15 protein-coding genes and 1 pseudogene are annotated in these 18,474 nt (G+C 68.7%); 6 read left to right on the forward strand and 10 right to left on the reverse strand.

The genetic code is table 11. The annotated features are described in order from the left end of the window. Position 1: 1 nt before the first annotated feature. Positions 2-541 carry a hypothetical protein gene (locus ACZ6CV_RS28780; protein WP_469253651.1) on the reverse strand — a complete coding sequence of 180 codons (540 nt, stop codon included), beginning with the start codon at positions 539-541 and terminating at the stop codon, positions 2-4. 56 nt (positions 542-597) lie between these two features. After that, positions 598-1,170 carry a helix-turn-helix domain-containing protein gene (locus tag ACZ6CV_RS28785; protein WP_469253653.1) on the reverse strand — a complete coding sequence of 191 codons (573 nt, stop codon included), beginning with the start codon at positions 1,168-1,170 and terminating at the stop codon, positions 598-600. Between the two features lie 114 nt (positions 1,171-1,284). Here ACZ6CV_RS28785 and ACZ6CV_RS28790 point away from each other — a divergent pair, with 114 nt between their 5' ends. Beyond that, positions 1,285-2,388: an alpha/beta fold hydrolase gene (locus ACZ6CV_RS28790; RefSeq protein WP_469253655.1), complete on the forward strand. Its 1,104-nt coding sequence runs from the start codon at positions 1,285-1,287 to the stop codon at positions 2,386-2,388. A 2-nt stretch (positions 2,389-2,390) separates the two neighbouring features. Here the strand turns inward: ACZ6CV_RS28790 and ACZ6CV_RS28795 are convergent, their stop codons facing one another. Continuing rightward, positions 2,391-3,815, reverse strand: a complete 1,425-nt coding sequence (locus ACZ6CV_RS28795; protein WP_469253656.1) for an FG-GAP and VCBS repeat-containing protein — start codon at positions 3,813-3,815, stop codon at positions 2,391-2,393. 140 nt (positions 3,816-3,955) lie between these two features. Next, on the reverse strand, positions 3,956-4,636 hold the full coding sequence (locus tag ACZ6CV_RS28800; protein ID WP_469253658.1) for a DNA alkylation repair protein: 681 nt from the start codon (positions 4,634-4,636) through the stop codon (positions 3,956-3,958). Positions 4,637-4,770: 134 nt separating this feature from the next. On the opposite strand from ACZ6CV_RS28800, the pseudogene ACZ6CV_RS28805 reads away from it, so the two are divergent. Together ACZ6CV_RS28805 and ACZ6CV_RS28810 are read left to right on the forward strand one after the other, a co-directional pair. Beyond that, positions 4,771-5,133, forward strand: a pseudogene (locus ACZ6CV_RS28805) (PIG-L deacetylase family protein); the annotation flags it as partial. Positions 5,134-5,612: 479 nt separating this feature from the next. Beyond that, positions 5,613-7,070: a GIY-YIG nuclease family protein gene (locus ACZ6CV_RS28810; protein WP_469253660.1), complete on the forward strand. Its 1,458-nt coding sequence runs from the start codon at positions 5,613-5,615 to the stop codon at positions 7,068-7,070. A gap of 45 nt (positions 7,071-7,115) precedes the next feature. Here ACZ6CV_RS28810 and ACZ6CV_RS28815 read toward each other — a convergent pair whose 3' ends face one another. The 4 genes from ACZ6CV_RS28815 to ACZ6CV_RS28830 all read right to left on the reverse strand — a co-directional run bounded on the left by ACZ6CV_RS28815 (position 7,116) and on the right by ACZ6CV_RS28830 (position 12,791). Further along, a complete protein-coding gene (locus ACZ6CV_RS28815) occupies positions 7,116-7,538 on the reverse strand; it encodes a hypothetical protein (protein ID WP_469253662.1) in 423 nt (140 codons plus the stop codon). Beyond that, positions 7,535-9,685, reverse strand: coding sequence for an integrase (locus ACZ6CV_RS28820; RefSeq protein WP_469253664.1), 2,151 nt, complete (start codon positions 9,683-9,685; stop codon positions 7,535-7,537). Before ACZ6CV_RS28820 ends, ACZ6CV_RS28815 begins: the two co-directional genes overlap by 4 nt. Continuing rightward, positions 9,682-11,334, reverse strand: a complete 1,653-nt coding sequence (locus ACZ6CV_RS28825; protein ID WP_469253665.1) for a hypothetical protein — start codon at positions 11,332-11,334, stop codon at positions 9,682-9,684. The genes ACZ6CV_RS28820 and ACZ6CV_RS28825 overlap by 4 nt, the downstream gene beginning before the upstream one ends. A gap of 77 nt (positions 11,335-11,411) precedes the next feature. Continuing rightward, on the reverse strand, positions 11,412-12,791 hold the full coding sequence (locus tag ACZ6CV_RS28830) for a site-specific integrase (RefSeq protein ID WP_469253667.1): 1,380 nt from the start codon (positions 12,789-12,791) through the stop codon (positions 11,412-11,414). Between the two features lie 212 nt (positions 12,792-13,003). Here ACZ6CV_RS28830 and ACZ6CV_RS28835 point away from each other — a divergent pair, with 212 nt between their 5' ends. Then, positions 13,004-13,396: a hypothetical protein gene (locus ACZ6CV_RS28835; RefSeq protein WP_469253668.1), complete on the forward strand. Its 393-nt coding sequence runs from the start codon at positions 13,004-13,006 to the stop codon at positions 13,394-13,396. A gap of 65 nt (positions 13,397-13,461) precedes the next feature. Here ACZ6CV_RS28835 and ACZ6CV_RS28840 read toward each other — a convergent pair whose 3' ends face one another. After that, a complete protein-coding gene (locus ACZ6CV_RS28840; protein ID WP_469253670.1) occupies positions 13,462-15,429 on the reverse strand; it encodes a M13 family metallopeptidase in 1,968 nt (655 codons plus the stop codon). Positions 15,430-15,717: 288 nt separating this feature from the next. Here ACZ6CV_RS28840 and ACZ6CV_RS28845 point away from each other — a divergent pair, with 288 nt between their 5' ends. Both ACZ6CV_RS28845 and ACZ6CV_RS28850 read left to right on the forward strand, forming a co-directional pair. Continuing rightward, positions 15,718-16,797: a hypothetical protein gene (locus tag ACZ6CV_RS28845; RefSeq protein ID WP_469253946.1), complete on the forward strand. Its 1,080-nt coding sequence runs from the start codon at positions 15,718-15,720 to the stop codon at positions 16,795-16,797. 168 nt (positions 16,798-16,965) lie between these two features. Then, the gene (locus tag ACZ6CV_RS28850) at positions 16,966-17,997 is read left to right on the forward strand and encodes a tetratricopeptide repeat protein (protein ID WP_469253672.1); all 1,032 of its coding nucleotides are present in this window, start codon (positions 16,966-16,968) and stop codon (positions 17,995-17,997) included. On the opposite strand, the gene ACZ6CV_RS28855 is transcribed toward ACZ6CV_RS28850, so the two are convergent. Beyond that, positions 17,987-18,373: a PPOX class F420-dependent oxidoreductase gene (locus tag ACZ6CV_RS28855; RefSeq protein WP_469253674.1), complete on the reverse strand. Its 387-nt coding sequence runs from the start codon at positions 18,371-18,373 to the stop codon at positions 17,987-17,989. The two genes, ACZ6CV_RS28850 and ACZ6CV_RS28855, sit on opposite strands and share 11 nt — an antisense overlap. Positions 18,374-18,474: the final 101 nt, after the last annotated feature.

The raw sequence follows: 18,474 nt of genomic DNA on the forward strand, positions 1-18,474 counted from the left end.
CTCACGCCTCGCGCAGCTCCGCGACGACCTCGCGCAGTACGGGGGCGGGAACGTCCGGCAGCAGCATCGCGAAGGCCAGCACGAACTTCCCCAGCAGGAAGGTGGTGTCCGGCGTTCTGCGCACGATGTCCTGGACCTCCGTCACGTTCCCGGCCGCGACGGCCTCCAGGAGCTCCGCCGCGTCCGGTCCCGTGCCCTCCTCCGTGAGCACGGACCGGTCGCCGAAGTCGGCCCGGCGCGCCATGTGCCGCAGCACCCGGTCGCCGGCCTCGGGCAAGTACGCCTTGCGCACGCCCTCATTGGCGATCCAGCACAGCGCGGAGATCAGATCGGTGGTCGGCTCGTCGGTGTCGAGCTCCGCGATGAGGGCGTCGTACGCGACCTGGTTCCCGTGCCGGAACGCGAGCAGCAGCCGCGCCGCCCGCGCCTTGGCCTCGGCCACCTGCGCCACCGACACCTGCTCGTCGGAGAGCCGCGCCCCGGGCACCCGCGCCGCGGCCGTCTCGACCTGATCGCCCGATTCCTGCTTGTTTACGCCCATCTGACACATGTTAACGATCAACGTGCCGGGCGACGACGCGTCGCCGTGCCCTCGGGTCAGACGTCGGTCACATGCACCCGTTCGCCCTGCTGACCGTAGAGGGCGATGGTCTCGGCCGGGATGTCGTCGCGGGCGTTGCCGATCCAGTGCGGGGTCTCGGTGTCGAACTCCGCCGCCTCGCCCGCCGTGAGTTCGGTCCGGGTGTCGGTCAGGACGAGTTGGACCGTGCCGTGCAGCACGTAGAACCACTCGCGGCCGGGGTGCACATGGAACTGCGGCGGCGGGAGCTTCGACAGCGGCGGATAGATCACCTTGTACGCCCGCATGCCTCCCGTCTTGACGCCCAGCGGCACGAACGTCAGGCCGTCCTTGCGGAAGGGGCGCAGATGGACGCGCGGATCGCCGGTGGCCGGTGCGGCGACGAGTTCGTCGATCGGCACGGCGTAGGCGCGTGCGAGCGGCAGGAGTTGCTCCAGCGTCGGGCGCATGTGGCCGCGTTCGAGGCGGGAGAGGGTGCTCTGCGAGAGTCCGGTGCGCTCCGCCAGGGTGGCGAGGGTGAGGCCGAGGGCCCGGCGGAAACCGCGCAGCCTCGGCCCGACGTTCCGCAGGACCGTCTGGTCATCCGTCACTGCCGACGCTCTCCCTAGCCCTTGGTCCGCGCATGTCCTTGGCCCGCACACGCTGCCTCTTGCAACCCTGCAAAAAACCGCGCCGTTCCGCAAGGCTCCCCTGAGGATCGCGCCATGACCCCGATGACATCGATGACACGCAAAACACCGACCCGAAGCAAGAAGCGCCCCCTTCGCCGCCGCCTTGCCCTCGGCGCGGGCGCCCTGGCCCTTGCCCTCGCCGTGGGCGGTACGGCCGGGTGGAACGCCTTCGATGACGCCGCCGCGGTGGCGGTGCCTCCCGCGACCGCGGTGAAGTCCGCCGGCGCGGCGGCCTCGTACGACGCCGCGACCAAGCACGACAAGAAGTTCAACGCGACCTTCCGGCACAAGTTCGCCACGGTGCGCGGTGTGCGCATGCACTACGTCACGGGTGGCAAGGGCCCCGCGCTCGTGCTGCTGCACGGCTGGCCGCAGACCTGGTACGAGTGGCGGAAGATCATGCCCGCCCTCGCCGAGGAGCACACCGTGTACGCCCTCGACCTGCCCGGCCTCGGCGACAGCAAGGGAAGCCCCTCGGGCTTCGACAAGAAGACGCTGGCCCGTTACGTCCACGGGCTGCTGCGCGACCGGATCGGCCTCGACGACTTCGACCTGGTGGCACACGACCTCGGCGCCGGTGTCGGGGCGCAGTACGTCGCGCAGTTCCCCCGCGAGGTGAACCGCTATGTGCACATGGACTATCCGCTTCCCGGCGGCGCGCTGCCCGCCGCGCGGTACCGGACCTTCTCCTGGCACATGGCCTTCAACAGCCAGCCCGCGATTCCCGAGAAGCTCGTCGACGACCGGGGCGACATGCGCGCCTACCTCACCGCGTTCTCCACTCAAGTCGCGTACGGCGGCTCGGCGTTCGGCGGTACGCGGACCCGGCCGCCCTTCAGCGGGGCGGAGACCGACGAATACGTCCGTACCTACGGTCGCCCGGACACCCGGCACGCGGGATTCGAGCTCTACCGCACGCTGGACGAGGACGAGCGCGACAACACCGCCGCAACGCCCGTGGACACCCCCACGCTGCTCCTGACGGCGACGGGTTCACTCGCCGCCACCCGGCCGACCCTGGCGCCGATGTTGCGCAGGGTCGTCCGGGCGGTGGAGATCCCCGAGTCGGGGCACTGGCTGGCGGAGGAGAATCCCGCGGCGGTGACCCGCGAGATCCTCTCGTTCACCGCCGAGTGACGTCAGGAACCGTACGCACTGGTCGGCATGGACCGGCCGAAGTACGTGTACGGGGCCTTCGAGAGGCCCAGCGTCGCCGCCGAGAAGCTGACGCCGTGCGCGGAGCTCACACCGGAGGCGGAGCCGCGCAGGCTCCACAGCGCGCCGTTGCTCGTGTTCTCCATGGGCGCGGCGGCGGCCAGGTCGGCGTGGCCGTCCCGGTTGGTGTCGGTCAGCCGCACGGCGGAGCCGAACCGGTCGTACGCCTCGTTCGCACCCGGCACTCCGGCGCTTCCCTGGTGCACGACCTGCGCGCCGGTGCCGGTGAGTCCGTCGGCCGAGCCGCGCAGGACGACGACCTCGCCGGCGTTGGCGACCGAGCCGACGGTCTCGAACTCGACGCCCACGGCCGCGTCGGCGCGCCCGTCACCGTCCACGTCGCCGGCCGCGACGGCCTCGCCGAAGGCGTCCCCGTCCTCGGTGACGCCGGGCACGCCCGTGCTGTCCTGGGTGAGGGTGCGGCGGTGCGACACCGTCAGGCCCTCGGCGCCGCCCGCGTAGGCGGTGACGGCGTCGGCGTCCGGGGAGCCGAGGAGCAGGTCGTCGCGGCCGTCGCCGTCGAAGTCCCCGGCGGCCGCCGAGTGCCCCTCGTCCGGCAGGGCGGTGTACGCGCCGGCCGCCCCCGGGTAGACGAGTGAGGCCCCGTCGTAGCTGCCGTCCTCGTCGTAGCGGCCGGAGACCACGAGGTCGTCCTTGCCGTCGCCGTCGAAGTCACCGGCCGCGAGGGAGCGGTAGTACTCGGAGCTGTCCGCGACGATCGCGGTCTTCAGCTGGCGCTGCGCGTGGGCACCCGACTTGGTGACGCCGCCGAGGATCCACACGTCGTTGCTGCCGGTGCCGACGGCCAGGTCGGGGCTGCCGTCGCCGTCGAAGTCGCCGACGGCCAGACGGTTGCCGAAGAGGTCGTGGGCGGCCGGGGCCGGGTCGGCGAGCGTCGTGCCGCCGGACAGTCCGGACTGGGAGCCCCACAGGACGGCGACGGTTCCGCCGTCCACGTCGTCACCGACCTTCTCGTGCGGCGTGCCGGCGACGACGTCGGTGTAGCCGTCGCCGTTCAGGTCACCGGTGGCGAGCGCCGATCCGAACCGGTCGCCCTTCTCCGCGGCGCCGGGGACGCCGGCCGAGTTCTGCGTGACGATCTGGGCGCGATCGGCCGAGACCCCGCCGGACGATCCGGTGTTGACGACGATCGCGCCGGCGTCCTCGACGCCCGACACGGTCGCTTCGGACGCGGTGACCAGGTCGCCGTAGCCGTCGCCGTTCACGTCGCTCCGGCCGCTGGGGGAGGCGGCGGGCGCGGCGTGGGCGGCGGGTACGGCGACGAAGAGGCCGGCCGCGAGAGCGACGGCGAGGGCGGGAGCGGTGCGGTGGAGGTGGCGGTTGTGCATGGACCCTTCTCTGTCGGTAGGTGCGCCGACGGCGGTCGTCCGAAGTCCTGATGCTCTTCGGTACGACAGATGCGGCATGGACAAGACACACACCGATGTCGAAAGGTTGTACGAGTTGCTCAGGCCGGTCGGCTGGTGGCTCAGCCGGACCCCTGTCGGCGCACCATCTCGGCGATCCAGGTGGGCGCGTACGGAGACGTGCACCCCGCAGGGGTCGGGTAGTCCTTGAGCACCTCCAGGCGCTCACCGATGCCGACCGCCCGGTCACGGTGCTCGGGGTGCTCGATCCCGATCTGGGCCAGGCAGTGGTTCATCGCCCACTGCAGGCGGTCGGGGGCGCTCTTCAGCTCCGCCTCGATGGTGTCGAGCAGCCCGGCGAGGTCGAGGCCCTCGGGGTGCTTCGCCACGCGGTCGGTGGTCAGCGCCCAGCCCGCGGCGGCCACCACCGGATCCGGATCGGCGAGCCAGGCCGAGCGCAGGTCCTCGCGGTGCGGGCTCTTCTTCACGACGTAGTTCACGAGCCAGTCGTGCACCTTCGGCCCGCGTGCCGCGCGCAGCATGCCGTCCAGCTCGGCGCGCTCGAACAGCTTCGGGCGGCAGATCAGCGTCGTGAGCAGCTGCGCCGCCGTGTCGTCGGTCGTCCAGAGCGCGCGGGCGAGCTCGTGCTGGGTCTTCAGCCGCTTGGCGAGTGCGCGCAGCTTGCCGAGGTTCACCCCGTGATCGTCGCCGTGCCTCTCGTTCACCCGGCGGATCTTCGGGTCCTCCAGCTCGGCGAGCTCGGCCATGACCTCGCCGACCTCGGCCACCGTCGTATCAGCCATGTCGGCCTCCTCCCGTACCTCGACTCCTGGCTTCAGCCTACGAGCCGCCTTCCGGCGGCGACCGCGCCGCCGCACCGGCACGGGCGCCGGAACCCGCCTATGCTGCGCACTCCCTTCGGAGAGGAGCCTCGCCCATGTCCGCCGAACCGAGTCTGCTGGCCGTCTTCGCCCACCCGGACGACGAGTCCCTGGCCGCCGGCGGCGTGCTCGCCCGGCACGCGGCCGCCGCCGCCCGCACCGCCGTCGTGACGGCGACCTGGGCCGAAGGAACGCACCGCCCGGCCGAGCTCGCCGAGGCGCTGCGCATCCTCGGCGCGGGCGGTCCGCGGCTGCTCGGCTACGCCGACGCGCGCGTCCCCGAGTCGGCCCCCGGCGCGCCCCGGTGGTGCGACGCGCCGCTCGACGAGACCGTACGGCGCCTCGTGGCGCACATCCGGGAGTTCCGCCCGCGGATCCTGGTCACCCACGACGCGTACGGCGGGCCCACCGGCTTCCCTGTCAAGTTCTTGTGTTCAGATTCTTTGGCTACTCGAAGGGCCCTGGGACGAGGCGCGGCCGCCACAGCGTGATGGCTCCAGCGGCCTCGCTACTGAACTTGACTGAGTGATGTCATGGACGTTCACCTGGCTACGTCTGCTTGGGTTTGGTAGGCAAGGGGCGCTAGGTAGGCGCAGGGTGACGGGCTGACCGACGCTGACAGAGCCATGCGGGAGCGACTACGACGGCGGCCGTCAAGCGACTTGAAGGCGAGCAGAAGAACAGCGAGATCACTGACGTGCTGCGGGTGAGCGTGCGGTCGATGGAGCGGCGGCGGGTCTGGTGCAAGCAGGTCCAAGGCGCGACGGTCTCGGATCAGGACATAGAGGCGCCCCCCGACATCATGAGTTGGAGCCCAGTACGAAATGGCCCTCGTGGATCACTTTCTAGGCGATAATCGCCTAGAAAGTGATCCACAGGGGAGGGGTGAGGGTAGCTGATGCCCACCGGGAACATGAATGAAGTCCGGGCGCGCTCTTGGCTGGAATTTAGAATCAAGGCTGCTACCTGCGGCATCGAAGTCATCGAATCGGAATATTTGGGATCTAAGGGAAAACATCGTGCGAAATGCAAGGAAGGGCATGAAATATTTCTAGTTCCAAATTCGGTGCAGCAGGCACGACGCATCACGTGTGCGGCCTGCAGGGGCTCTTCAAGTCAGATGAAAAAAGACTTCGAAGAGAAGATCGACGACCATGGCGGAGAGGTTCTGAATCCGTGGGCAGGCACTAAGGTATCGTATTCAGTCCGCTGCGCAGAAGGGCATGAGTCATCAATCAAACCAATCAACCTCCTGAAGATGGAAGGGATCTGCAAAGTCTGCAATAGGGCAGCCCGCGGAAAAGAGATGCTGAGCGAATTCAAGGAACTGGTCGACACCTTGGGCGGTCAAGTTCTGGAAGAGGCTTGGCTGGGGGCGCAGACCCCTCACCGATGCTTGTGCCCAAAAGGGCACACGTGCAGCCCTAGGCCGTGCTCCATAAAAAACGGTCAGGGAATGTGTTTCACCTGCTCTGGAAATGACTCAGTAAGAGCATGGGAAAGTTTCGTAAGTAGAATGACCGCTTTGGGGGCAGAGGTCCTAGAGGAAAAGTGGCTAGGATCCGGAACGCCACACAAGGTTCGCTGTAAGGGCGGCCATGAAGTAGCAGTTTGGCCAAGCGGGGCAGGGAAAGGTAGGGGTATATGTAGAATCTGCGTCGGCCTGGACACAAAAACTGCCGAGGCGTATTTCCGAAACGCCATAGAGGAGCTCGGCGGGGTCGCCATCTACAAGGCATGGAAGGGGGTTAATGCATCTCACCAAGTTTTGTGCCCTAAAGGCCACATAGCCTCGCCGAGGCCGAACGATATACAGCAAGGTCATACCATGTGCCGCAGCTGTGCAGGTAAAGACCCGAAGACTGCTTGGGAGAATTTCAAGAAGACGGTAGCCGGACTCGGAGGTAGAGTCAAGGAAAAATCTTGGCTGGGTGGCCAGGTCCCACATCTCGTGCAATGCAGGAATGGACACACAACCACCGTTAGGCCCGCTGGCGTGCAGCAAGGGCAGGGAATCTGCAGGTTCTGCGCAGGATACGAATGGAACGTGTTTTACGTGGTCGTGAATGAGTCCGATGGGCACCTAAAGTTTGGCATTACTTCCGGTGACCCACGACAGCGCTTGAGATTCCACAAATCAGACGGGTTCGATCGACTCGTGCGCTTGCTCACGAACCTACCTGGGAACGACGCACCCCTCCTGGAGAAAACCCTGCTACGGGAACTCAAAGCTCATGGGAAGCAGCCAGTTCGAGGACGTGAGTACTACCTGATCGGCGAACTCCCTCTTGTTCTTGGCCTTATTGACACGCACCTAGGGGTCGGTTCGGTTGACGCCCCACCCCCGACGACGTAGGGCAACCTGGCAGCCCTGCGCTCACGTGCTACGTAGTCGAGGAGCTCAGGTGGTTGGCGGGCGGAACGGGATGACGTTGTCCGGGGCATCGACGGGAGGCAGTTCAGGGGCGGACGGGGTGCCTCGTCCGTCGACGAGGACGGCGCCGGCCATGGCGAGCACGGTCACCTGCCGACGGAGATCGTCGATCTCCGCTTTCTGGTTCGCGACCGACTTCTTGAGCTTGGCGACGGCCGCCCGCAGCTGCTTCTCCGTCTCCGGGACCTGCTTGGTCTCCGTGCGGACGCGTTCTTCGAACTCGGTTTTCAGGTCTGCGTGCCGCTTGTAGAGAGCCATGCGGTGGACGCCGGCCTCGGCGGCGAGCGCGGCGGCGGTGAGGCTGCCGTTGGAAGCGGTGGCCTTGCCAGCCAGCAGCCGGTCCATCGCCTCGCGGATGAAGGTGCGTTCGTCCTGGTTCTGCTGGTTCACTTCAGAGCCTCGGCGGTCTGGGCGGTGGCGTCATGGGCGTCGGCCATCTTGCGGAAGTTGTCGGCATTACGACGCAGCCGGTTGGCGAGCTTCTCCGGGAGGAGGCTGGCCTTGAGATCGATCTCGTCGGCTATTTCCCGCATCTGCTGTGCGTGGGCGTCGGTGCGGACGGCGTTGCCGCAGCCTTGCTGGCAGGCGTACTGCCTCGGCGCGGTCGCTCCCGGATCAGGTTCGCAGAGCGCGTTGTCCCGCTTGAACGCGCAGATCAGAAAGGCGTCCGGGTTGTCGTAAAGCACGACGCCGTCCCGAGCGAGGAACCTGGCGGCCTTCTTCGCGAACGTCGTAGGGACGATCCGGCCCTCGAACCGCGGCGTCATCGCAGCAGCGGTCAACGCCCGGCGAGCGGCCGGGCCGGAGACCTTGTCCCCAGCAGCCACACGGTCGCGCAGGTGGGCGGCGGTGTCAGCGGCCGCCAGGGCCGTCTCGATGTCGAGGACAGAGTGGATGCCACCGCGGCTTCGGGAGCCGTAACCGCTCGAGGTCCGGGCGTCCAAGATGGTGCGCAGGTGTCCGTACTGGATCGCGAGGGCGACCAGCCCTCCGGGCTGTCGGGCGATGTGCCAGGCGAGGGTCCTTCTGAACCGGGACATGCCGAGCGCGCCGTGGGGATCCTGGGGGATGGACTGGTCCGGCAGCCCTTGCACTTGGGCCTCCCGGTTCACCCACACGATGAAGTCCTCGATCCGAAGGTTCAGGGCGTGTTTCTTCAACGCTCCATGGCGGCCTCGTCGTCCCACGAAGTCGTGATGGGTGGCGCTGAACAGCAGCTCACCGTGGGGAACCATGCGTTCGAGGATTCGGATCGCCCGGACGACAGGGGTGATCGCAACCCAGGGGACAGCGCGTTGTTCACCAGCGGAAACGTGGTTGCCGTCGTCATCGGTGACGTTCTTGAAGTGACGGCTGCGGATCAGGTGGCGCTGGACTGTGCCATCCGAAGCGGGCTGCGGGTCAGGACAGCAGCCTGACCGCAGGGCTGCAACTTCCTGCGGACGCATTCCCGTCAGGTATAGGCATATCACCAAGGCGGCGGTTCCGAGATGCCGCATCAATTCGGCGGCTTCGTGGTAATCAAGGCGTTCGCGCCAGGGGCTTCCTTTGATCCGGCCGGTGATCGGTACTTGCATGGGGCAGGGGCCAGGCCGTTGGGCGGCGAGCGAGGTGAGCCCGTGCCGTACATTCAGCCGGTCGACCTGGGCGAGGCTAGATCCGGTTGTGCCGGCAAGGTAGGCGCGAGCGAGTTTGCGGGTCCCCTGCCTCCCCATGGCGGGCAGCTGGGCTCCTTCGTGCAGAAGGGGCAGCACCAGAGCCTCCAGTGCGACTCGCCCAGAGAGCGTTGTCCGGTTCGTGGTGGCGAGAGATCGCAGGCGACAGTGTTCAGCCCACCCGGCCAGGATGTCGTCGGCGAAGTCTTCGACCATGCGGATGGCCCAGACCAGCAGGGGTCCGATGACCTGAGGATCGAGCGGCTCGGTCGAGTTCTCGGCCCCGGCACTGGCGGTGCCGGCTGGGGGAAGGAAGTCGTCGGCGCCCTCGGTGTCCCACGGGGGACGGTCGATTCCGGCAGGACGTGCGCTGAGCTGGTCAAACAGCCACAGGTCGGTCAGCCGCCCGAGGACCATCTCGGCTTCTGTCCGGCTGCTCCTGTCCGTCCAGCGCTGGGCAATGTACCGCCGCCATGCGACGGTGTCGCATTCAGCGAGATCTGTGATCCCATGCGTGTGAAGCCAGCGGGCCAGCCGCATCCATTCACGGCAGGTGACCTGAAGCACGCCGGCGGAGCGGCGAGCTCGGGCCCGTGCACCGCGGGTCTGTAGATACGTGGATCGCAGTCGCCCGTTAATCATGGTCCAGGCGGCGAGTTTCACCTGGCCGTGGAGGTCTCGTGGGCATTTCTCCCAGTTGATCGCGGTGAGGTCCACCCCTGGGTTGTCGATAAGCGGTGCCAGCGGCCACAGCGCGTCCCGGAAACGCGCGTTGTGGTGCGAATTGCCGGGCCGAATCCACTGAGGAAGCACCACGAGTGTGTCGCCTGCGGGCATGGGCAAGGTGTAGGGGTCGTCCTGGAGGCCGAGGGCGCTGGTCATGGAGCGAGGTTCCCTTCCAGCAGGAGATTAATGACGAGGTGGTCGCCCTCGTCGACCTGGCCCAGGGCGGCACTCCAGGCCGTCGGGCCCAACTTGCTGCGCAGGTCGTCCAGCCGGAGCAGGTGATCTTGCCAGTGCCTGTTCCAGAGGTTCTCGGGCAGTGCGGATCGCAGACTGAGGAGGCGTTGGTGCAGATGGGCCAGGCGAGGGTGGTGGCCAGGGTGAACGTGAGCGTTGGGACAGGCCAAACAGAGTAGGTAGTCCGCCCCGCAGTCGCCGTCCGCGGCCGGCCAGGGACTGGCCGTTGCGTCCTCGCAGTCGGCCGTTGCCGTTTCTTGGTGCCCGGGCACTCGCCTTGGATTCAGGCTGCCCCTGAACACGACGTCCTGGGCCTGTTCCAGGGCCTCGGCCGCTCCGTCTGCGATGACGCTCTGGGCGGCTCGTTGGACGTGCTTGTCCGGCAAGACGTAGACGCTTTCGTGTGTCCCCTGCGCCTGCTGCAACGGGCGGCCTTCGCGAGTCACCGTCGTCCTGCGCGTCCGCTGGAACGGCGATCCGCCCAGTTGGTGTGCCCGCGCCCACCGCCTGCCGTCGGTGCCCGAGACGCCGAAGGCGAGCGGACCGACCGGCATAGGACGATCCAGGTCCTGGTGCTCCTGACCGATCCGGCCTGTGCGGGCGACCATCAGCAGATCAGTGCCTGGGGCCAAGCGCGCGGCCAGATGACGGCCGTGCTCGGTCGCTTCCAGGGCCTGGGCGATCAGCCGCCCGCGAGAGCCGGCCCCGGAGTCGGTGATGTTCTCCGTTGAGTACCAACGTCCGCCGCCCCGGCGGCGCTTCTCGATCTGGACCTGGTAGGTCTTGGCTGCTGTCTCTGCCACTGCGGGCGCAGTGGTGGGCATGGGCATGCGGTCATAGACGGACAGATTCCATCCGAACCTGTCCGTAAGGAGGACGGCCAGCGCCGTCAGCTCGCCGCGGGTGAGGAACAACCGCCCCCAGGTGACCTCGGGATTCCTCCCGCCCAGGAGACGATGGTTCCTCATGAAGACTCTGCCCTGCGGGCCGACCTTGCGAGGGACGTCACCAGTGCGGGCGACCTCGTCGAGGATCTGCCCAATCCGCCACTCACGGCTGCCCTCATCGAGCGTGCTGGACCGCCACTGATGCAGCAGCTCAGAGTTGTCCCGAATCCGTAGCAGGGCCGCCCGGAACTGCTTCTGCGCGGCCAGCCGCACCCGTTCTCGCTCCTCCTCGTCGTACGACTGCTTACTCGGACTGGAGCTGGGAATGCGCCGGGCGAGCTCCTCGGCCACCGGTCCGTCAGCCAGTCGCGGATCCCGCCAGAGCAGGGCACGGACGAGCTGCAGCGTGTTCCGCCCCGCGCTGGAACCGATGTGCCGCGTGCGCCAACGCTTGAGCATGGCCACGGTCAAGCCATCCAAGTCCGGCGGCGGTCTCTCCAGCTCGGACAGGAACCGCGCGAACAGATGCAGTTTCTTCCACGTACTCTCCGCTGTTCCGTGGCTCGTCCACCGGGCGGACTGGGCGGCGAAAAGGACAGCCAGGGACTGCTGCATCGGCGCAGCTACGGCCAACTGCGCAAAGTCGAATTCCTTCGCGTGGCCAGCTTTGTTCAGTACGGTCACCACAAGTGTGCCTTGAGCCAGCGGGGCCTCGGCGCGGTGTCCAGATGGCGGCCGGGCAGCACGACGCCCGCGGGGGCTCACGAAGCCACCTCGAGGAGGCTGTCAATGTCCTGGATGCCCTGCGTCTCCCGAGCGAGGCGCGCGAAGACGTCGTCCAGGCTTTCGACGTCTTGGCCGTCGGCAGTGGTCTCCGCGGCCGCCAGGATGGACTCCATCTGCAGGTGCGAAACGGGTGCGAGATAGTGCCGCTTCGTGGTCTCCACGTCGGAGTGCCCCAGGAGGGTCTTCACCAACCACCACGGATCGCCGAACAGCATGGCGAAGTCACGCAGGTCCGCCTTCGTCAGACCGTACCGGGACTCGAACAGCTCGTTCAGCAGGATCAGCATGTAGAGCGCCATGGAATGCCTGGCGGCATGTGGGGTGGCGTATGGGCTCTTGCCGCGGACGTTCGACAACCGGAAGTTCCGGTCGACCTTCCGTTCCTCCTCGTTGAGCAGGACATTCTCGCAGCGCAGGTTCGCGTTCCTGAACACGCCGTTCCAGCGATCCGGCTCCATGGGCAGGCCCTGCTCAGTCAGCCACAACCAAGCCGGCTCCGGCCCGTCCGGCCCTTCCAGAAACAACGACCGTCGCTCGCGCCAGCCCAAGAGGCTCAGCTCCTGCCCGCCGACGACGCCGTGGGCGTCCACCCATTCCACCTTCGGCTTGATCCCGCGTGTCACGCTCGTGACCAGCCGCATCGTCGTCAGCCGGTCGTAGCAGCCCGCAGCCTGGGCCCGCTGAACGGCCCAGGCCCGCTCCGACTGGACATACGCCTCGACCTGGCCGACAGCGTCCCTGGATGCGTAGAACGTGCGGGTGTTCTTCGCCCTCGTCACCGCGCCCGCGATCCGGCCATGCAAGTAGCGGCCGTGCCGCAGGTGCTGGGTCGGCAACTCGAACGTCAGCAGCGAACCACCCTCCTGCCGACGCAGGCCCGAACTCAGCAGAAGCTGCACGAAACTGGTGTTGCGGATCTCCGTCCGCGAATCCCACCCCGGCGCCGCCACCCCAGCCCGGGTGTGGCCGCGCAGCCCGACGTCCGACCACAGGCCCCATGTCCGCGGCGTCAGCCACGACACCCGCGCACTGACCGAGTCTGCGGCCCGGTCCTCTCGCCGAGACACGTCTACCGGCAGAGGATAGACCTTGCCCCACTTGAACAGCTTGGTGAACGCCGCCGCCTCACGGTTCCACTTCGTACCACCGACCCGTTGGGGGTTCTCCTGAGCTCGGCACCGCCAGTCACGGAAGTCCGCGAGATCCTGCTCGGTCGCCCGCTGCCACGACACCCCGCGCGAAGACAGGAAGTCAAGAAGAATGCGAATATCCGTCGCGTAATTTCGCTTGGATTCCCGTTCCAGGTTCCGGAATTCCTTGGAGCGGACAAAATCCAGCAGGCCCGAATCAACCATGCCGTCCGGTCGTACGAATACAGGGTCCCCCGGCATCAACCGGATGTGGGACACCGCCGTCGGCAGGTCCTGTACCCCCAGCACACCACCAACTGGGAGCGTCCCCCACCGCTCTGGATCCGGTACCCGCACCACATGCCACGTACTCAACCTGCGCCTCCCCTGGTGCCTGAACACGCTCAATCATCAGGGAAACCGGGCACCCGGACCACGTGCACACCCACCGGATCACCGTGCTCGCCGCCCAGGCCGCCGGGCTCGGACAGCTCTATCCGGACGCCGGTGAGCCCTGGCAGCCGGACGCCCTCTACCTGGCCACGTTCCCGGCCTCGGCCGTGGCGGCCCTCGGCGACGTGGCCGGCGCGCGCAAGGCGGTGTACGCCGTGCCGGACGACCAGGTCACGTCGGCCGTGGACGTCGGCGCCTGGCTGGAGCGGAAGCTCGCCGCGGTCCTTGCGCACCGCAGTGAGGTGGAGCGGGGAGCCCTGCCGGGGATCGTCGCCGCTCTGCCGCAAGGCGAGCGGGAGCGGCTGTTCTCCGTGGAGTGGTACATCCGTCACGACCTCGCCCCCGTCGCGGGGCCGCAGACGGCTCTCACCGTCTGAACGACGCGGTGGCGCCGCGGGGCAAGCCCCCGCGACGCCACCGCGTGCGTATCACTGCGGGCGCGTCACCAGATCCGCACGCGCTCCGCGGGGTCGAGCCAGAGCCCGTCGCCCTTCGCCGTGCCGAACGCCTCGTGGAACTCGTCGAGGTTGCGCACGATGTTGGCGCGGAACTCCGGCGGCGAGTGCGGGTCGATGGTGAGGTACTGCTGCTCCTGCTCCGTGCGGCGCTTCGCGCGCCAGCAGTACGCCCAGTTCATGAAGAGCCGCTGCGAGCCGGTGAGGCCGTCGCTCTCGGGCATCGGCGCCCCGTCGAGCGAGATGAGGTACGCGGTGTGGCCGATGGTCAGGCCGCCCAGGTCGCCGATGTTCTCGCCGACGGTCAGCGAGCCGTTGACGGACTCGCCGGGGAGGTTGCGCGGCGAGAAGCCGTCGTACTGCTCGACGAGCGCCTTCGACTTCGCCTCGAAGGCGGTCTTGTCGGCGGCGGTCCACCAGTCGTTCAGGTTGCCCTGGCCGTCGTACTGCGCGCCCTGGTCGTCGAAGCCGTGGCCGATCTCGTGGCCGATGACCGAGCCGATGCCGCCGTAGTTCTCCGCGGGGTCGGCGTCGGGCGAGAAGAACGGCTTCTGCAGGATGCCCGCGGGGAAGCAGATCTCGTTGGTGCCCGGGTTGTAGTACGCGTTGACGGTCTGCGGCAGCATGAACCACTCGTCGCGGTCGACCGGCCCGCCGACCTTGGCGACCTGCCGGTCGGTCTCGAACGCGGCGGCCGCCTGCGCGTTGGCGAGCAGGTCGTCGGCCGAGACCTCCAGCGCGGAGTAGTCGCGGAAGGTGTCCGGATAACCGATCTTGGGGCGGAACGTGGCGAGCTTCTCGTACGCCCGTTCCTTGGTCTCGTCGGTCATCCAGTCCAGGCGGGCGATCGACTGGCGGTAGGCCTCGAGGAGGTTGGCGACGAGGTCGTCCATGATCGCCTTGGAGGACGGCGGGAAGTGCCGCGCGACGTACTCCTTGCCGACGGCCTCGCCCATCGCCCCCTCCACGAGGGCGACGGCGCGCTTCCAGCGGGCGCGCAGTTCGGGGGTGCCGTTCAGCGTGCGGCCGTAGAACTCGAAGTTGTTCCGGACGAACTCGTCGGACAGGTACGGCGCGCAGGCGCGGAGCACCCGCGTCATCGCCCAGTCCCGCCACTGCTCCATCGGCACCTCGGCGAGGACCGTGGAGAGGTGGGCGAGGTAGGACGGCTGGCGGACGCAGGTCTCGGCGATGGTGGCGTCCGAGCCGCCGAGTCCGATGACGAAACCGCGCCAGTCGAACTCCGGTGCCAGCGCGGTCAGTTCGTCGAGGGTGGTGAGGTTGTAGGTCTTCTGCACGTCACGGGTCTCGGCCCGCTCCCAGTGCCCCTCGGCGAGCCGCGTCTCCAGCGCGAGGACGGTCCGTGCGGCGCCCGCGGCGTCCGTGTGCTTGCCGAGGGTGAGGAGCTCGGTGAGGTGGGCGAGGTACTTCTCGCGGATCTCGGCGAACTTCTCCTCGCGGTAGTACGACTCGTCGGGCAGGCCGAGCCCGCCCTGGAGGACGTTGAAGAGGTAGCGGTCGGAGTCGCGGTCGTCCGTGTCGATGTACGAACCGAAGAGGCCGGAGCCGCCGACGCGCTCGAAGCGGCCGAGGAAGGCGGCGAGCTCCCGGGTGTCCCGCAGCGCCGCGACCTCGTCGATCAGGGGCTGGGCCGGCGCCAGGCCGCGGGCGGCGACGGTCTCCTCGTCCATGAAGGAGGCGTAGAGCGCGGCGATCTTGCGCGCGTCCTCGGAGGCCGCCGCGGGATCGGCCGCCGCCTGCGCCGCCAGTTCCTGGATGATCGTCTTGACCTGCTGCTCTGCGGTGTCGGCCAGCTGCACGAAGGGGCCCCAGCTGGAGCGGTCATCGGGGATCTTCTCGGTGTCCAGCCACACGCCGTTGACGTGGCCGAAGAGGTCGTCCTGCGGCCGGATCTCGGGGTTCATGCCCGGGCGGGCGTCATCCAGAATGCTCATCCGGGCAGCCTATGCGAGCGGCCGCCCCGGCACGACGGCGATCCTGGCGGCGACCGGGAGGAGTCACGGGTGAGCGGCAGCAGTCACAGGTGGCCGGGAGGAGTGCGGGTGCCCGGCAGCAGTCACAGGAGCACGCCAACTCACGCGCAAACCATCCCAATAGGAGAGATAAGGTATTGCGTCAACCTCCGTACGCCCGTGACACCCAGGAGAACCCCCGTGACCGTAGCCTTCTCCCCCTCCGAGGATGCCACCGCCTCCGAGGCCGGCGCCGCCCCCGAGGAAGCCATGTGGTCCGCGGAGCCCGACGCGGCGGAGTTGATCGCCGAGGACGCCCGTGACTTCGGTGTCTACGCCCGCACCGGCGGCTGGGCCTTCGGCCTCAAGGTCGCCCGCAGCGTGCGGCCGGGCGGGCAGGGTGCCGACGAGACGCCCAAGGTCTCGGCCAAGGCGTTCGCCGAGCTGGCCGGCTGCTCGGCCGACCGCGTCATGCGCTACTACAAGGCCTGGGACAAGGCCGCCGACGACGGAATGGTGCCGCACTTCGAGGCGCTCTCCCCCGGCATGGAGGTCGAACTCCCCGACGCCGACGTCTGGTTGTCGTACTACACCGCCCGCTCCAGCGCCCTCACCCAGCGCGGCGAGGCGATCTCCGAGGCGGCCGAGGCCGAGGGCATCCGCCCCACCAAGGCCCTGGAGGTCGCGGAGAACCCCACCGCGCTGCGCGCCGCCATCCTCGCCGACCCCGGCACCGCCGAAGCGGCCCGCAAGGCCCTGATGGACCGCCTCGACGAGGACCCGGCCCTGCGCACCGAGCTGGTCCGCGACATCGTCCGCACCGACGACCTCAAGAAGGCCGTGGCGGCCGAGGCGAAGGCGGGCGACCGGGTCGGCTACGTCCGCCAGATCGTGGAGAAGGGCCAGGTCAAGACGCCCGCAGGGCAGATGATCGACGCACCGGCCGAGCTGCGCGAGGAGGCCGAGCGCCATCTGTCCCTCATCGACGAGCTGGACGACGGCGAGGAGTCCGGCGAGTGGGCGCGCGAGGCGTACGACACGGTCAGGGACATGGTCGCGCAGACCGTCCAGAGCGACCCGGAGCTGCGCGTGCAGGAGCGGCGCGCGAAGTTCTACAGCAGCCTGCAGAAGGCCACAAAGGTCTTCGAGGAGCTGACGTTCGACGACGTGGAGGAGATCGACGACATCTACGAGGACGACATGGTGCGCCGCCTCGAAGACCTCCAGCAGGCGATCGGCGCGTGCATCAGCGCCCTGCAGACGGCCACGGCCCAGCAGACCGCGACCGCCCAGCAGTCGGGACCCGGCCAGCAGGAGCAGGACGCTTCGCAGGAGCAGAGCGCTTCCTGACGGCGTCCGGCCGCCCGCGTCCCGTACGTCCCGAGGTTGATCACGGTCCCCCTGTGTAGCACTCGAGTCGTACTCGATGACCCGTAGCGGGAGGGATTCGCCGCCCCCGTCCCGGCTCGTAGCTTCTTGATCACGTCACATCGCCACCGATCGAGAGGCCTCGGATCCATGGACGTCAAGGCATTCGCGCCGGAGTACCAGGGCGAACTGGGCTCGGAGCTGACCGTCAACTCCTCGTACGAGGACGTGCGCGCGACAGCCCGGCGCGCGCTCGCCCGGGCGGACGGCCCCGCCGAGCGGGCGCGGGCCGCCCTCGCGCTCGCCGAGGCGAACCGGCGCCTCGGCCGGGTCGACGACGCGGGCGCGGCGTGGCGGCAGAGCTACCGCAGCGCCCGCGCCACCGGGGAGGCGGGCCCGATGGCCTGGGCACTGTGGAGCGGCGGCACTCTCGCGCGCCAGTGCGGGGCGCTGCCGCTGGCCCGTCGGCTCCTCGCGCACTCCGTCGAGCTGGCCAGGAGGGGCGGCGACCGGCTCGCGCACGGGTACGCGCTCGCGGGGCTCGCCGAGACGGGGCGCATCCAGGGGGACTACGCGGCCGTCGCCGCGCTCCACGAGGAGTTGCTGGAGCAGGGGCGGGCGCACGGTGAGGCGCGGCACATGGTGTGGGCGATGACCGGGATAGCGCAGATGCACCGCAACCGCGGCGACCACGCGAAGGCTCTGGAGCTGTTCGAGGAGTCGGTACGGATCTCCACCGACGCGGACGACGCGCGCGGGCGCGCCTGGTCGCTGCGGGGCGTGGCCGACGTGCTGTCGCTGCGGGGCGAACCGGACCGGGCGCTGGAGCTGCTGTCCGAGGCCGAGGTGGTGTGCCGCGCGATGAACCTGGCAAGCGCGCTGGCCTACAACCACAAGATGCGCGGCAACGTCCTCTACCGCGCCGGGCGTTACGCGCAGGCGGAGGAGACGTACGGCGTCGCACTGGCGGAGTTCGACGCGATGGGCGAACCGCGCGGCTCGGCGCTTTCGCGGCTCGGCCTGGCGAAGTCCCGGGCGAGGCTCGGGCGGGACCGGGAGGCGACACTCGCCGAACTGGCCGAGCTGGAGGCCGACTTCGGGCGGATGGGCCTGCGGCACGCCCGCGAGACGGTGGTCGCCTTCCGCGCCGAGACGGCGGCGCCCGCCGCCCTCAGCGTGTGAGGGTGATACGGATGCCGACGGTGCCGTCCAGGCCGCGCCGGACGCGGCTGCCGAAGAGGGTGAGGAAGCCGAGTATTCCGTACTTGTGCAGGATGAGGCTTCGGTAGCGGGCGGTGACGTCCGGCTCGCAGATCTCAGCGGTGGCGGGCACCTGCTCGCCGGTGGGGTTGCCCCGGCGGTCGCACGGTCCGACCATGACGTCCGCGCGGCGGCGGATCCGCTTCACCTTCCACGAGTCGCCGGGCGTCCAGATCCCGAGCCCGTCGTCGTCCGCGACGACCCAGACCGGGGTCGGTACCAGGGTGCCGTCCTTCCGGTAGCTGCTGACCAGCAGGTATTTTCCGGCGCTGAGCTGCGTCAGCAGAGTGTCGACCATGCCGAGAGTCTAGGACCGCCCCGGACCCGACCGCGCGCCCCAGCCAGGCGCCCCGGCCGCCGGACCCGGACCTCGGCCGAGGGTACGTAACCTCTTATATT

It is taken from the genome of Streptomyces sp. NPDC041713 (assembly GCF_055591085.1).

Excerpts from the sequence above, each read along its gene's own strand:
- ACZ6CV_RS28780 (WP_469253651.1), bottom strand. The coding sequence starts at position 541 with ATGGGCGTAAACAAGCAGGAATCGGGCGATCAGGTCGAGACGGCCGCG.
- ACZ6CV_RS28790 (WP_469253655.1), top strand. The coding sequence starts at position 1,285 with ATGACCCCGATGACATCGATGACACGCAAAACACCGACCCGAAGCAAG.
- ACZ6CV_RS28795 (WP_469253656.1), bottom strand. The coding sequence starts at position 3,815 with ATGCACAACCGCCACCTCCACCGCACCGCTCCCGCCCTCGCCGTCGCT.
- ACZ6CV_RS28800 (WP_469253658.1), bottom strand. The coding sequence starts at position 4,636 with ATGGCTGATACGACGGTGGCCGAGGTCGGCGAGGTCATGGCCGAGCTC.
- ACZ6CV_RS28810 (WP_469253660.1), top strand. The coding sequence starts at position 5,613 with ATGCCCACCGGGAACATGAATGAAGTCCGGGCGCGCTCTTGGCTGGAA.
- ACZ6CV_RS28820 (WP_469253664.1), bottom strand. The coding sequence starts at position 9,685 with ATGACCAGCGCCCTCGGCCTCCAGGACGACCCCTACACCTTGCCCATG.
- ACZ6CV_RS28830 (WP_469253667.1), bottom strand. The coding sequence starts at position 12,791 with ATGGTTGATTCGGGCCTGCTGGATTTTGTCCGCTCCAAGGAATTCCGG.
- ACZ6CV_RS28840 (WP_469253670.1), bottom strand. The coding sequence starts at position 15,429 with ATGAGCATTCTGGATGACGCCCGCCCGGGCATGAACCCCGAGATCCGG.
- ACZ6CV_RS28845 (WP_469253946.1), top strand. The coding sequence starts at position 15,718 with ATGTGGTCCGCGGAGCCCGACGCGGCGGAGTTGATCGCCGAGGACGCC.
- ACZ6CV_RS28850 (WP_469253672.1), top strand. The coding sequence starts at position 16,966 with ATGGACGTCAAGGCATTCGCGCCGGAGTACCAGGGCGAACTGGGCTCG.
- ACZ6CV_RS28855 (WP_469253674.1), bottom strand. The coding sequence starts at position 18,373 with ATGGTCGACACTCTGCTGACGCAGCTCAGCGCCGGAAAATACCTGCTG.